Origin of the sequence: Imbroritus primus (genome assembly GCF_964332355.1) — a bacterium.
GTDB classification, from domain to species: Bacteria; Pseudomonadota; Gammaproteobacteria; order Burkholderiales; family Burkholderiaceae; genus Imbroritus; species Imbroritus primus.
The window spans coordinates 1,307,882-1,320,687 of the sequence record NZ_OZ201293.1 but is presented as its reverse complement, the minus strand read 5'-3'; the positions used below and the strand labels follow the sequence as shown (position 1 = coordinate 1,320,687).

Here is a 12,806-nt window from a genome sequence, read left to right as displayed (position 1 = left end):
CAACTGCCAGGAAACAGGAATAGCGGATCACGGCCAGGACAACGCACCGTCTGCTGCACACTGTAGCGATTGTCCATTGTGTACCTTGCATGGGAGCGCACCTGCTGGCACCCAAACGGCCGGGTTCCTCTTCCTGCCACAGGCTCCGCCCGTCTTCGCACCAAGGCATTACTCCTCGTTCATTCCCGCTGCGCCCCAGCGGCCACCTTCACTGTCCAGCCTCTAGATGAGGTCTGCCCGGTTGCCGGTATGACAGCGCTGCGGTGCCGCCGCACGCCGGTCAGATCGCTGGCACACAGGCCGACAAAATGACATTCGCCGCACGACTGCTGCCGCGACCTCCCCAACGCGGATTTTCCGCATGCTTGATGATCGGAACACCAACATGATTTCGCAACGCCGTACCCTGCTGCAATTTCTCGCCGCCAGCGCCACCGTGGTGGCGATTCCTGCGTTCGCCCAGAAAGCCGCATCCCTTCCCGTGATCGACGTCTACAAGAGCCCGAGCTGCGGCTGCTGCGGGGCGTGGATCGAACATCTGCAGAAGAATGGCTTTACCGTGCGGGCACACAATGTGGATGACACCAGCACCATGCGCCAGAAGCTGCGCATGCCGGAGAAGTTTGGTTCCTGCCACACTGCCAAGGTGGGCAACTATGTACTGGAAGGCCATGTGCCGGCTTCCGAGGTGAAGCGGCTGCTGGCGGAGCGGCCGGCGGCGTTGGGGCTGGCCGTGCCGGCGATGCCGGTGGGCTCGCCGGGCATGGAGGTAGCGAGCGGGCGCGTGGATCCGTACGACGTGCTGCTGGTGCAGGCGGATGGCAAGTCTTCCGTGTACCGCTCGTACAAGGGACGCTCGTAAAGCACTCGGCAGTGCAATGGCGCAGCGGGTTGCGTGATCGCAGCCGCTGCGCCTGGCCTGGCCTGGCATTCAGGCTCTCCCTCCCGGCATCGTTACCTCGTGTAGCTCCATCGGGGCCGGGTGCCGGGAAGCGCTACTGTGGTTGGCACCGTAGCGCTCGAGCATTTACCGCAACGTCGCCCCGGTCTTGGCCTGCACTTCCTCGCGGCTAACGCCCGGCGCGGTTTCCAGCAGCTTGAGACCGCCGTCCGTGACTTCGAGCACGCACAGGTCGGTGATGATCCGGTCGACCACGCCCACGCCGGTCAGCGGCAATGTGCAGGCCGGCAGGATCTTCAGGTCTTCGGTGCCGTCCTTTTTCTTGGCAGTGTGCTCCATCAGCACCACCACGCGGCCGACACCGGCGACCAGATCCATGGCGCCGCCCATGCCCTTGACCATCTTGCCCGGGATCATCCAGTTGGCGAGATCTCCCTTTTCGCTCACCTGCATCGCGCCGAGGATGGCGATGTCGATATGTCCGCCGCGGATCATCGCGAATGAATCCGCCGACGAGAAAATCGACGAGCCCGGCAACGTCGTGACGGTCTGCTTGCCGGCGTTGATCATGTCGGCATCGACTTCCGCCTCGGTCGGGAATGGGCCGATGCCGAGCAAGCCATTCTCGGATTGCAGCCACACCTCCATGCCATCGGGCACGTGGTTGGCAACCAGCGTCGGCAGGCCGATGCCGAGGTTGACATAGAAACCGTCTTCCAGTTCCTGTGCCGCGCGCGCGGCCATTTCATCACGGGTCCAAGCCATCTTGTTCTCCTCAACCGGCGCGCACGGTGCGCTGTTCGATGCGTTTTTCAGGGGTGGCGTTGTGCACGATGCGCTGCACGAAAATACCGGGCGTGTGGATCTCGTCCGGATCGAGCTCGCCGGTTTCCACGACGATCTCGACTTCGGCGATGGTGATCTTGCCCGCCATGGCGCACATCGGGTTGAAATTGCGGGCGGTGCGGCGGTACACGAGGTTGCCGGCCTTGTCGGCTTTCCAGGCTTTGACCAGTGCCACATCGGCCGTCAGCGAACGCTCCATGACGTAGGTCTGGCCGTCGAATTCGCGCAGCTCCTTGCCTTCCGCTACGACTGTACCGACACCGGTCTTGGTGAAGAACGCCGGGATGCCTGCCCCGCCCGCGCGGAGCTTTTCTGCCAGCGTACCCTGCGGAGTGAACTCGAGTTCCAGTTCGCCGGCCAGGTACTGGCGCTCGAATTCCTTGTTCTCGCCCACATACGAAGCGATCATCTTGCGGACCTGGCGGGTGGCCAGCAACTGGCCGAGGCCAAAGCCATCAACACCGGCATTGTTGGAGATACAGGTCAGGTCGCGCACGCCGCTGTCGCGCAGACCGGCGATCAGGGCTTCCGGAATGCCGCACAGGCCGAAACCGCCCACCGCGATGGTCTGGCCGCTGGCAACCACCCCGGCAAGCGCCTCGGCGGCGCTGGCGTAGACTTTGTTCATCGTCGTTCTCCCGTCGTTCCGGGTCGGCCGCGTTCGGCAGGAGCGCTGGCCGGGCCCGGTGTCACTGTACAATTTTCGTTCCTGCGCAAGGATACGCAGGGTGTCCGCCACGCTTCAATACGTACTATTGCATATGCCCGCCATCGCCTACCAGACGGCTTTCCAGCTTGCCCCCGTGGGCATGGTGCTGTCCCGCGATCGCATCATCGAGGACTGCAACGCGGAAGTGGCGCGCATTTTCGGTTACCCGCGTGAGGCCATGGTCGGCCAGAGCTTCGCCTTGCTTTACCCGTCCTCAGACGAATACGAGCGAACGGGTGCGCGCATCGTGCCGGTCATGCATGCCCATGGTACCTATTCAGATGAACGTATTATGAAACGGGCAAGCGGGGAATTGTTCTGGTGCCATGTCACCGGCCGCGCGCTCGACCGGGCCCAGCCGCTCGGTGCGGGGATCTGGACATTCGAGGACCTGTCGGCCCGGCGCGCTGTCACGACCGAACTGACCCCGCGCGAGCGCGATATCGCGGCCCAGCTGGTGAACGGGCGGACCAGCAAGCAGATCGGTCGCATCCTGGAGATCAGCCCGCGCACAGTGGATATCTATCGCGCCCGGCTGATGAAGAAATTCGGGGCGGGAACTGCTACCGAACTGGTGCAGCGGCTGACCGGCAACTGAGCCGCCACCGGAAAAACCTGTACTGCAGCACTGCGCCGCAGGCTGACGCAGCGCAAGCGCCGTCTCGTCACTCCAGACGCGCCCTCACGATCTCCGGCAACGGCATGGATTTGCCAGTCGACTGATCGCACCACACGATCTTTGCCGTACCTTCCGCCACCGCGGCACCGGGTTCGCCGTGCGCATCAAGCGGCTGGATGGTCACCGTGGTTTCGAAGCTGCTGCGCCCGGCATTGCCGCCGCGCAGGGTCAAACGCAGGCGCGCGGGATAATGCACCGGCTGAAGAAAAGTCATGGCGGTATGCACCACCACCGAAGCCTGCCCGTCCAGGCCGCGCCAGCCGTTGGTCAGCGCCATGAGCCAGGCGACGCGGGCATCTTCCACGTAGCGAAAAAACACGGAGTTGTTGATGTGCTGCTGCGCATCCATATCGCCCCAGCGTACGCTGAGATCATGTGTAAACAGGTGCTTCATGTCCCTACGCTCATGCCGTCGTCGGCCGTAATGATCGCGCCATTGATGAATTGCGAGGCATCGGAGGATAGCAGGAGGAGCAACCCGTCCAGATCTTCCGGCTTGCCGATACGCTTGCGCGGCAGCATGTCGATCAGCTTGCGGCCGCCATCGGTTTCCCAGTGATGCTGGTTGATCTCGGTTTCGATATAACCAGGGCAAATGGCGTTGGTGTTGATGCCGAACTTGCCCCACTCCAGCGCCATGGTCTTGGTCATTTGCACCACGGCGGCCTTGCTCATGCAGTACACGCCGATCTGGGAGATCGCCCGGAGTCCGGCCACCGAAGCGATATTCACGATACGCGACTGGGCCAGCGGGTGGCCGTTCTTCTCCGCGCCCTTGGCTCGCGCGATCATGCGCTTGGCCACGGCCTGCGCCACGAAGAAAGCGCCGCGCGTATTGGTGTCGAACAGATCGTCGAAATCCTCCGGAGTCACATCCACCAGGCGCTGCGTGGTGGAAACGCCTGAGTTGTTGATCAGGATGTCGATGGTGCCCGCCTCGGTCTCGGCATGGGCCACGGCGGCGTTGATGCTTTCCGGGTCGCTCACGTCGAGCCGCACCACATGGGCGCTACCGCCGCGCGATTCGATGTCGGCGCGCAGCTCCTTGAGCCGCTCGACGCGCCGCGATGCCAGGATGACCTTGGCGCCGGCAGCCGCCAGCACTTCCGCGAATCTCGCCCCGAGCCCGCTCGAGGCGCCGGTCACCAGTGCGACCTTGCCTTCCAGATTGATCGACAGCCCCATGTCACCCCCGTATTCCAGAGTTTCGTATCCCGCAAGTCTCGGTTTTACAGAAACGAACGACCGTTCCAAAAAAAGCTTGCACCGGTAAAAGGCTTCCCGGACAATGCATTCTAAACGCTGGAACGGCTCCTCAGGGAACCCTTTCCATCCTCTGATCATCGAGCGACGCGATCAAACGGAACAAGGCGTTTCTGGCCACAGCGGGCTGCCTCCGGATCGCAGGCGTCCGCCGCGCAGCAAGCGCGCACCAGCGCATGCGCACGCCGCACGCGCAAGACGAAGAATCACGCCACCCGCGCCAATCGTCCGCGTGACAATGCCAGAGTCATTTTGACCGCGTCCCCAATACAAGAGTTGTCAACAATGGATCAACATCTCCTGGAGCAGTACGGTCCGCGCGAAGCCATGGAATACGACGTCGTGATCGTCGGTGGCGGCCCGGCTGGCCTGTCCGCGGCGATCCGGCTCAAGCAGCTGGCGCAGGAAAAAGGCAACGAGATCAACGTCTGCGTGCTGGAAAAAGGCTCCGAGGTCGGCGCCCATATCCTCTCGGGCGCGGTCATGGACCCGCGCGCCATCTCGGAACTGTTCCCCGACTGGAAGGAACGCGGCGCACCCCTGAACACGCCGGTCACGGAAGACCGCTTCCTGTTCATGACGGAAACATCTGCCCGCCGCGTGCCAAACTGGATGCTGCCGGCCTGTTTCCAGAACCATGGCAACTACGTGATCAGCCTCGCCAATGTGACGCGCTGGCTGGGCCAGCAGGCCGAGGCGCTGGGCGTGGAGATCTTCCCGGGCTTTCCGGCGGCCGAGGTACTGTACAACGACGACGGCTCGGTCAAGGGCGTGGCGACCGGCAACATGGGCATCGGCAAGGATGGCCAGCCGACCGAGAACTTCCAACTCGGCATGGAACTGCATGCCAAGTACACGCTGTTCTGCGAAGGCGCACGCGGCCATCTGGGCCGCCAGCTGATGCAGAAGTTCGGCCTGAATGCCGACAGCGACCCGCAGTCGTACGGCATCGGCATCAAGGAAATCTGGGAAATCGATCCGGCGCTGCACCAGCCGGGCTTGGTCATCCACACGGCTGGCTGGCCGCTGGACAGCGACACCTACGGAGGTTCGTTCTTCTATCACATGGAGAACAACCAGGTGGTGATCGGCTACGTGGTCGGCCTGTCGTACCAGAACCCGTACCTGTCGCCGTTCGAGGAATTCCAGCGTTTCAAGACCCATCCCGAAATCCGCAAGTACCTGGAAACTGGCAAGCGCGTGAGCTACGGCGCGCGCGCCATCACCGCCGGTGGTCTGATGAGCCTGCCCAAGCTGGTGTTCCCGGGCGGCGCGCTGGCAGGTTGCGAAGCCGGCTTCCTGAACGCATCGCGTATCAAGGGCAGCCATGCAGCCATCAAGACCGGCATGCTGGTGGCGGAAGCCGCCTACGGCGCGATCCAGGAAGGCCGCCAGCACGATGAGTTGAGCCGCTATCCGGAAGCCTTCAAGAACTCGTGGTTGCACGAGGAACTGAACAAGGCGCGTAACTTCAAGCAATGGATGAGCAAGGGCCTGTACGTCGGCACGCTGATGGTCGGTATCGAGCAGAAACTGCTGGGCGGCAACGTGCCCTGGACGCTGCACCACAAGCACGCCGACCACGAATGCCTGAAGCCTGCATCGCAGTTCGAGCCGATCGTCTATCCCAAGCCCGATGGCAAGCTCACCTTCGACCGCCTCTCCTCGGTGTTCATTTCGAATACCAACCATGAGGAGAACCAGCCCGCGCACCTGACGCTGAAAGACCCGAGCGTGCCGGTCAACATCAACCTCAAGACCTTCGCTGGTCCCGAATCGCGCTACTGCCCGGCTGCGGTGTACGAATTCGTGGCCAACGAAGACGGCAGCGAGCGCCTGCAGATCAACGCGCAGAACTGCGTGCACTGCAAGACCTGCGACATCAAGGATCCGACCCAGAATATCGTGTGGGTCACGCCGGAAGGCGGGGGCGGGCCGAACTACCCGAACATGTAAGGCCCACCTGGCACGGAAGTGTCGGGCGCCATGCATAGGATCTGCTTGTCTTTCCGCGCGACCCGGCCACGCGGTACCATGTGAACGCGCACCAGCCGGTGCGCGTTTTTTCATTGGCCTGCGTCCGGGCCAGCAGGGATCGCTCACGATGGAACAGGTGGAATGCGCTGTCATCGGCGCCGGCGTCGTCGGCCTCGCCGTTGCCCGACAATTGGCCGAAGCCGGCCGGGAAGTAGTCATCCTCGAGGCCGAGCCAGCCTTCGGCACTGTCACCAGCGCACGCAACAGCGAGGTCATACATGCGGGAATCTACTATCCGGCAGGCTCGCTGAAAGCAGCGCTGTGCGTACGTGGCCGCGACCTGCTGTACGACTACTGCGCCAGCCACGGCGTGGCGCATCAGCGGACCGGCAAGTTGATCGTGGCCACCGATCCGGCCCAGCACCCCGCACTCGAGCAAATCCGCGAGAAAGCCGCAGCCAATGGCGTGCAAGACCTGCGCTGGCTGTCGGCTGAAGAAGCCACGGCGCTGGAACCCCAACTGCGCTGCAGTGCCGCCCTGCTCTCGCCGTCCACCGGGATCATCGACAGCCATGGCCTGATGCTCGCCCTGCTCGGCGATGCGCAAGCCGCCGGCGCCATGCTGGCGGTACGCTCGCCGGTGCTGCGTGGCCGCGTCGCCGAACAGGGCGCAGTCCTCGACGTCGGCGGCGAATCTCCCATGACGCTGGCGGCCCGCATCGTCATCAATTGCGCAGGACTGCGCGCGCCGGCTATCGCCCGGACGCTGGACGGCTTTCCGCACGACACTGTGCCGCCGGCCTATTTCGCCAAGGGATGCTATTTCTCGCTGTCGGGCCGTTCGCCGTTCTCGCGCCTGATCTATCCGGTGCCGGAAGCCGCCGGCCTGGGCGTGCATCTGACGCTCGATCTAGGCGGGCAGGCGCGCTTCGGGCCGAATGTCGAATGGGTGGAACGCGACGATGGCGACGTCTACCGGGTCGATCCCCGCGCCGCCGATGGTTTTTATGCGGAGGTCCGCAAGTACTGGCCCGCCCTGCCCGACCATGCGCTGCAGCCGGGTTACGCTGGCCTGCGGCCCAAGATCACCGGGCCGGGCGAGGCGGCAGCCGATTTCCGCATCGACGGACCGGCGGTCCACGGTTGTGCCGGCATCGTCCAGCTCTACGGCATCGAATCGCCGGGACTCACTGCCTCACTGGCCGTGGCAGAACGGGCTGAGGCAGCGCTGGCCGGCTGAGCCGTTGCCGCGACAACAGGCGGCAGCGACGGCTGTACACGGAAGCCAAGCACAACCGCCAGCGCGCCGATCAGCGTCACCAGCGCAGCCAGACCGAAGGTATGGGCCGGCCCGAATGCATTCCACGCAGAGCCCATCGCCAGGCCGCCCAATGTGCCGCCGAGACCGTACGACACGCCGGTGTACAGCGCCTGGCCGCGCGCCTGCAACGGTCCGGCAAACCAGTGCTGCAGGCGCTTGAGGCTGGCGCTGTGGTGCGCGGCAAAGGTCGCGGCATGCAGCACCTGCACCACGGCCAGCATCCACCACCAGTCGGCGAGATAGCCGATGGCGGCAAACCGGAACGCGCCAAGCACAAACGTGCCGGTCAGGATGGCTTGCAGCGACCAGCGCCGGAACAGCCACCCCTGGAACCAGAACAGGATGATTTCCGCGACTACGCCGATGGTCCACATCGCCCCGATCACGAGCTTGGAGTAGCCGAGCTGCTCCAGCCAAAGCGAATAGAACACGTACAGCGCGGCATGCGCGAACATCATGCAAAACGCGGACAGCAGGAACCAGTTCACGTCCGCGCGTCGCAGCAGCGACAGGACCGGCGGCGCGGGCGGATACACCGTATGGTCCTCGATGTCGTCGAGGCGCCAGAGCACCACGGTCAAGCCGGCCAGCATGGCAATCGCCATCCAGGGAAACAACCCCGTGCCAAAATGTTCGAGCAAGGCCCCGCCGCCCAGCACCGTCACGATGAAGCCTGCCGAACCCCACATGCGGATATGCCCGTAGCGCTGCTCGAATCCCTGTGGCGCGTGCCGCAGCCAGGTGATCGTCAGCGCATCGCCAAGCGGCGATAGCGCGCTGGTCAGCAGGTTCAGCACGACCATCAGCAGCATCATGCCGCCATAGCTGTGCGTGGCGGGCACCATCAGGAAGGCCAGCAAGGCCAGGCAGGCGGTGACGCGCATGATGCGCACACGCGTACCGAGCCGGTCGGACAACCAGCCCCACAGGTAGGGACCGACGATGCGGGTAATCTGGAAGACCGCGACCAGTGCCGCGATTTCAATGGCGCTGTAGCCGCGCCAGGCGAAGAACAGGCTGACGAACGGTGTCAGAACGCCGATGTAGCCGTAGTAGCCGAGATAGAACAGCCCGAAGCGCGCATCGCGCAGCGCGGCGGGGAGCAAGGCGCCCCGCTCAGGCAGCCGAAGGCGGCAGGTCAGCCGCAATCCGCGGTGTCTCGACCTGAACGTCGCCGCACTGGGCGCGATGGCGCAGCGCGTGGTCCATCAGCACCAGCGCCAGCAGCGCTTCAGCGATCGGCGTGGCACGGATGCCGACGCACGGATCGTGGCGGCCGAAGGTTTCCACGGTCGCCGGCTCACCTGCCTTGTCGATGGACTGGCGCGGGGTACGGATGCTCGAGGTTGGCTTGATCGCCAGCGAGACGCGCACTGCTTGTCCGGTAGAAATGCCGCCCAGCACCCCGCCGGCATGATTGCTGGCGAACCCTTGCGGCGTTAGCTCGTCGCCATGCTCGGAGCCGCGCTGGGCCACACTGGCAAAACCGTCGCCAATCTCCACGCCCTTGACGGCATTGAGTCCCATCATGGCATGGGCGATGTCGGCATCGAGACGATCGAACAGCGGCTCCCCAAGGCCAACTGGTACGCCGGTGGCAACGACTTCGATACGCGCGCCGACCGAGTCGCCATCCTTGCGCAGCGCATCCATATAGGCTTCCAGTTCCGGCACGGCTGCCAGATCGGCGGCGAAGAACGGATTCTGCGGCACGGCATCCCACGACACGAACGGCACCTTGATGTCGCCCAGCTGGGACATGTAGCCACGGATCTCGGTACCGAATTTTTCCCGCAGCCATTTCTTGGCAATCGCGCCAGCTGCCACCACGGGTGCGGTCAGCCGTGCCGAGGAACGGCCGCCGCCGCGCGGATCGCGGATGCCGTACTTGTGCCAGTAGGTGTAGTCGGCATGGCCGGGGCGGAAGGTCTCAGCGATATTGCTGTAATCCTTGCTGCGCTGGTCGGTGTTGCGGATCAGCAGGCAGATCGGCGTGCCGGTGGTCTTGCCTTCGAACACGCCAGACAGGATCTCGACCTGGTCGGCCTCCTGCCGCTGCGTCACGTGGCGCGAGGTGCCGGGACGGCGGCGGTCCAGATCACCCTGCAGGTCGGCCTCGGTCAGCGGCATGCCCGGCGGGCAGCCATCCACCACGGCGCCAATGGCCGGACCATGGGACTCGCCAAAGGTGGTGACGGTGAAAAGCAGACCGAGAGTATTGCCGGACATGGGAACCTGCGTGAAGGCGAAAGGGTTGGCGAAAGATGCTGCGTCAGCCGCTATTGTACCGGGCTCGTGGCCAAGGTCCTAACGCAGCGCAGGCATGGCTTGCCCTGCGATGATGGCGGATACCGATACGGTGGAATGGCGGAATTGCGGAACACCGGTCAGCGCCAGACCCCGCGCAACTGCGTCACACGTTGCTGGAGACTCTCGGGCGTCACGGCATCCGGATCGACCGGCTCGCCGACCACCAGTTCGAGACGGCTCAGCACCCCGCGCCGCAGCGGGCGCGGTATCTGCACGCCGCTCACCTTGTGACGCCGCGAGAACATGCTGCCCCACAGTCCGCGCAGTGCCATCGGCACCACCGGCACCGGCGTGCGTTGCACGATGTGCTGCACACCCTGCTTGAACGGATTGATCTGGCCATTCGCCGTCAGCTTGCCTTCAGGGAAGATGCATACGAGCTCCCCTGCTTGCAGCGCCTCGGCCACGGTATCGTAGGCCCGTGCCAGCATGTCCGCATCCTCATGGGCCGGCGCGATGGGAATCGCCCGCGCCTGCCGGAACAGCCATGACATCACCGGCACGCGGAAAATCCGGTGGTCCATGACGAAGCGCACGGGCCGCGGCGCGGCAGCCATCAGCACCACGGCATCGGCAAAACTCACATGGTTGCACACCAGCAGGGCCGCGCCATGCTCGGGAATGTGCTGGACGTTCTCCTTCTTCAGGCGGTACAGCGTATGCACCAGCAGCCATGCCAGGAAACGCAGCAGGAACTCGGGCACCTGGGTGTAGATGAAGAGCGCCACCACGGCGTTGAGGATGCCCGTCAGCAGGAACAGCTCGGGAATCGTGAAGCCCGCGCCCAGCACCGTCATGGCCAGCAGCGACGAGGCGATCATGAAGAACGCGTTGAGAATATTGTTGGAGGCGATGATGCGCGCCCGGTGCGTCGGCTCGCAGCGCGTCTGGATCAGCGCATACAGCGGCACGCTGTACAGGCCGCCGAACAATGACAGCAGGAACAGGTCGGCAATCACGCGCCAGTGCGCCGGTTCGGCCAGGAAGGGACCGACACCCATCAGGCCGGACGGCGCACCGTGGCGGCTGGCAAAGTACAGATCGACGGCGAACACCGTCATGCCGATCGAACCGAGCGGCACCAGCCCGACCTCGATCCGCCCGCCCGACAGGCGCTCGCATAGCAGCGAGCCGATGCCGATACCAATCGAGAACACCGCCAGCAGCAGCGTCACTACGCTCTGGTCGCCACCCAGCACGTTCTTGGCGAAGGGGAAAAAAGACGTGAGCAAGGTGGCACCGACAAACCACAGCCACGAAATCCCGAGCATGCTCAGCAGCACAACCCGGTTGCTACGGGCGAGAACCAGATTGCGCCAGGTTTCCGATACCGGATTCCAGTTGATGCGCAGGTCCGGCTGCGCCGCTGGCGAGAGCGGCACACGCTGCGCCGCCAGACGGCCAGCCATGGCAAAGACCACGCATGCCACGCCGACATACAGCGGGCCGACCAGTTGCCCGCCGCTCTGCATGTTGGCCAGCTCGCCACCGATGATGGTCCCCAGCAGGATAGCGATGAAGGTGCCGGATTCGACCAGACCATTGCCACCGGTCAGTTCACGGCGCTCGAGATGCTGCGGCAAGTAGGCATATTTGACCGGGCCAAACAGCGTGGAATGGAGGCCCATCAGGAACGTGGCGGCATACAGCAGTTCGGTGTGATGCCAGTAAAAGCCGGCCAGCCCAACCAGCATGATGCCGATTTCGAGTGTCTTGACGAAGCGGATCAGCCGCGATTTCTCCAGTTTGTCGGCGATCTGCCCGCTGGTGGCCGAGAAGAGCACGAATGGCGCGATGAAGATCGCGGAGATCAGGAACGCCGCCGTGGCGGCATCAATGCCGCTGAAAAGCGCGGTATGGTAGGTCACGAGCGAGGTGAAGGCGACCTTGAAGACATTGTCGTTCATCGCTCCGAGGAACTGCGTCCAGAAGAATGGGGCGAAGCGACGCTGGCCAAGCAGGCGAAACTGGCGGGGCTCACTCATGGAAGCGGCTCGGGAGATGGCGTCGGGACGCCTGACAGTGAAGAATGAAATGGGAAAGATGCGGGAGATCACGGACGCCGCGCCCCAGATACGGGCAGCCGCGATGAACGACATTCGTGGAGGTGGCGTGCTGCATCGGTGTCGCCTGCACAGCGCCCTACCTGGCAGGACGTTCGGCATCCGGCCATGCAGGACGTACGCTCAGGCGCCCAGCGCGGCACCGCCACACGGTGGCAGCCCAACTCCAGCGTGGCCTAGCCTCTCCCCCGCTTACTCGCGCGCGCCCTCGTCTGGCCAGTCACGGATATAGGCCTTGAGCATGCGGTTTTCGAAGCTCTGGTCCTCGACCACGGCCTTGGCGACGTCGTAGAACGAGATCACGCCCATGAGCGTGCGACTGTCCAGCACCGGCAGGTAGCGCGTGTGGCGTTCCAGCATCATGCGGCGTACTTCATTGACATCGGTTTCCGGGGTGCAGGTCAGCGGGTGGTCGTCCATCACCTTGCGGATGCTGATCGTACCGACATTGCCCTGGTTGGCCGATACCGTCTTGATGATCTCGCGGAAGGTCAGCATGCCCACCAGTTCACCGTACTCCATGATCACCAGCGAACCGATATCGTTTTCCGCCATGGTGTTGACCGCATACAGCAGCGGCGTATCGGGATTGGCGGTGTAGAGGGTATTGCCCTTGATATGCAGGATGTCGCTGACTTTCATATGTGTCCTCCGGGTCCGGTGCTGGCGGAATGGAAAGCGGCTGCGCGTGCCGCACCGGCTGATCTTCTCTGGTTGTTAGTGTAAACCAGTTGCCC

The 12,806-nt window shown here is 63.9% G+C and carries 12 protein-coding genes; 4 read left to right on the top strand and 8 right to left on the bottom strand.

The features are described 5' to 3' along the window. Positions 1-385: 385 nt before the first annotated feature. Positions 386-862 carry a DUF411 domain-containing protein gene (locus tag ACQ3C8_RS06075; RefSeq protein ID WP_428853040.1) on the top strand — a complete coding sequence of 159 codons (477 nt, stop codon included), beginning with the start codon at positions 386-388 and terminating at the stop codon, positions 860-862. 165 nt (positions 863-1,027) lie between these two features. Here ACQ3C8_RS06075 and ACQ3C8_RS06070 read toward each other — a convergent pair whose 3' ends face one another. Together ACQ3C8_RS06070 and ACQ3C8_RS06065 are read right to left on the bottom strand one after the other, a co-directional pair. Then, a complete protein-coding gene (locus ACQ3C8_RS06070) occupies positions 1,028-1,666 on the bottom strand; it encodes a CoA transferase subunit B (protein ID WP_428852827.1) in 639 nt (212 codons plus the stop codon). 10 nt (positions 1,667-1,676) lie between these two features. Continuing rightward, complete coding sequence (locus ACQ3C8_RS06065) at positions 1,677-2,375, bottom strand: CoA transferase subunit A (RefSeq protein WP_428852826.1); 699 nt, start codon at positions 2,373-2,375, stop codon at positions 1,677-1,679. 133 nt (positions 2,376-2,508) lie between these two features. Here ACQ3C8_RS06065 and ACQ3C8_RS06060 point away from each other — a divergent pair, with 133 nt between their 5' ends. Next, complete coding sequence (locus ACQ3C8_RS06060; protein WP_428853039.1) at positions 2,509-3,054, top strand: LuxR C-terminal-related transcriptional regulator; 546 nt, start codon at positions 2,509-2,511, stop codon at positions 3,052-3,054. A gap of 67 nt (positions 3,055-3,121) precedes the next feature. On the opposite strand, the gene ACQ3C8_RS06055 is transcribed toward ACQ3C8_RS06060, so the two are convergent. Then, a complete protein-coding gene (locus tag ACQ3C8_RS06055) occupies positions 3,122-3,529 on the bottom strand; it encodes an acyl-CoA thioesterase (protein ID WP_428852825.1) in 408 nt (135 codons plus the stop codon). Beyond that, on the bottom strand, positions 3,526-4,320 hold the full coding sequence (locus ACQ3C8_RS06050) for an SDR family oxidoreductase (protein ID WP_037029863.1): 795 nt from the start codon (positions 4,318-4,320) through the stop codon (positions 3,526-3,528). The genes ACQ3C8_RS06055 and ACQ3C8_RS06050 overlap by 4 nt, the downstream gene beginning before the upstream one ends. 363 nt (positions 4,321-4,683) lie before the next feature. On the opposite strand from ACQ3C8_RS06050, the gene ACQ3C8_RS06045 reads away from it, so the two are divergent. Further along, positions 4,684-6,354, top strand: a complete 1,671-nt coding sequence (locus ACQ3C8_RS06045; RefSeq protein WP_428852824.1) for a 4Fe-4S dicluster domain-containing protein — start codon at positions 4,684-4,686, stop codon at positions 6,352-6,354. A gap of 148 nt (positions 6,355-6,502) precedes the next feature. Further along, a complete protein-coding gene (locus tag ACQ3C8_RS06040) occupies positions 6,503-7,615 on the top strand; it encodes an NAD(P)/FAD-dependent oxidoreductase (protein ID WP_428852823.1) in 1,113 nt (370 codons plus the stop codon). Here ACQ3C8_RS06040 and ACQ3C8_RS06035 read toward each other — a convergent pair. The 4 genes from ACQ3C8_RS06035 to ACQ3C8_RS06020 form a co-directional block, all read right to left on the bottom strand. Then, entirely contained in the window at positions 7,540-8,802 is a 1,263-nt protein-coding gene (locus ACQ3C8_RS06035) for an MFS transporter (protein ID WP_428852822.1), read from the bottom strand. The genes ACQ3C8_RS06040 and ACQ3C8_RS06035 overlap by 76 nt on opposite strands. Before the next feature lie 10 nt (positions 8,803-8,812). Next, positions 8,813-9,925, bottom strand: a complete 1,113-nt coding sequence (gene aroC / locus ACQ3C8_RS06030) for a chorismate synthase (RefSeq protein ID WP_009522443.1) — start codon at positions 9,923-9,925, stop codon at positions 8,813-8,815. Positions 9,926-10,083: 158 nt separating this feature from the next. Further along, positions 10,084-11,991, bottom strand: coding sequence for an MFS transporter (locus tag ACQ3C8_RS06025; RefSeq protein ID WP_428852821.1), 1,908 nt, complete (start codon positions 11,989-11,991; stop codon positions 10,084-10,086). Positions 11,992-12,261: 270 nt separating this feature from the next. Then, entirely contained in the window at positions 12,262-12,711 is a 450-nt protein-coding gene (locus ACQ3C8_RS06020; RefSeq protein WP_009522441.1) for a CBS domain-containing protein, read from the bottom strand. Positions 12,712-12,806 lie beyond the last annotated feature (95 nt).